We start from the raw sequence: 1,399 nt of genomic DNA, 5'->3' as shown, positions 1-1,399 counted from the left end.
CTAAGCCATTATACTCCGATGGCTTGCCAGACTCTATTCCATAGGGATCAAGAATTTTTCTACCTAAAATCTGAAATCCGCCACATATACCTAAAACTCTCTTATTCTTGATATAATCAATAAATCCTTTACTAACTAACCAATTTAAAGACTCTAACGTGTTTCTACTACCGGGTAATATTACAAGATCAGCCTTTACAATTTCTTTTGGTTTCTTAGCGAAGTACACGTGAGCATTAGATTTCTTAAAAGCGTAGAATTCATTAAAGTTACTCATATAAGGATAAGCTATGATAGCAACTTCCTTATCCCCATCACCTATATCATATATATTCATAGAATCCTCTGGCATAATTGGACTTTCTTCAAGATATGGAATATAACCTAGATACTTCATTCCAGTCTTCTCCTCGAGCCACTTTATCGCATCAAAAAGAAATCTTTCATCTCCTCTGAATTTGTTAATTATGAAACCTTTTAGATTACTTCTTATAGAATCTGGCAACATCATAAATGTTCCATAAGCCGAGGAGAATGCCCCACCTCTATCAATGTCTAAAACTAATATAGCGGGAATCTTTAGCTCTTTCATAACCTTTATTGCCGTAATATCTTTATGTATGAAATTAGGTTCCCCTAACCCTCCAGCCGCTTCAATAACTAAATCATTTCTTTTTAAATATTCTGATATTTTTAACCAAAGCTTATTGTTAGCTAAGTCATAATACTCCTCGCCTTTCATTATACCCAAGGATTCTCCCATATATACTACTTCTATGCCGTTTCCCATTGGTTTCAAAAGTATTGGATTCATGAATCTTTCTGGAGTGATACGACTACCAATAGCCTGATATGCTTGAATAAATGCAATTTCTCCTCCATCATGCGTAGATATACTATTTAATGACATGTTCTGTACTTTTAATGGCTTAGAATTCAAGATTTTTACTAAACCCGCTGTAATAAAGGATTTACCAGAATCACTCATTGTCGACGCTACTATTATTGACACAAATCATATCACATATTTTAGTAAATAAACTTATGATTAGATATGAGCAAGATGGGAATCGTTGGACAGATTGCCTTCTTCTCGTCGTTACCAATAAGATCCAATGTTAGCATAGAAGACATAGCAAAATATTCATTTCTAGCTCCAATAATAGTGGGTCCCATATTAGCCATAATTGAGTTCTCATCTTACACATTACTACATTTCATACTAGGTACAATAGCTGGAATCTTACTAATAGGTATCATTGAGCTATTAAGGGGATTTAATCATCTGGATGGTCTGTTAGATTTGGGAGATGCACTAATGGTAAAGGGTGACAGAGAACGTAAGATAAAAGCGTTAAAGGACGTTCAAATCGGCTCTGGTGGTATAGGATTACTGGTA

Annotated in this window: 2 protein-coding genes; one reads left to right on the top strand and one right to left on the bottom strand. The window is 34.6% G+C overall.

The features are described from left to right. Window positions 1-1,012: cobyric acid synthase (locus DMP16_RS09895; RefSeq protein ID WP_143577191.1), on the bottom strand; the 1,012-nt coding region annotated here is incomplete at its 3' end. A 42-nt stretch (window positions 1,013-1,054) separates the two neighbouring features. Here DMP16_RS09895 and DMP16_RS09890 point away from each other — a divergent pair. Then, the coding region (locus DMP16_RS09890; protein WP_185957861.1) for an adenosylcobinamide-GDP ribazoletransferase at window positions 1,055-1,399 on the top strand (345 nt) is incomplete at its 3' end.

This window comes from Sulfolobus sp. B1 (genome assembly GCF_007050195.1).
Lineage (GTDB): Archaea > Thermoproteota > Thermoprotei_A > Sulfolobales > Sulfolobaceae > Saccharolobus.
The sequence above is the reverse complement of the archived record's forward strand: the minus strand, read 5'-3'. Positions and strand labels throughout refer to the sequence as shown.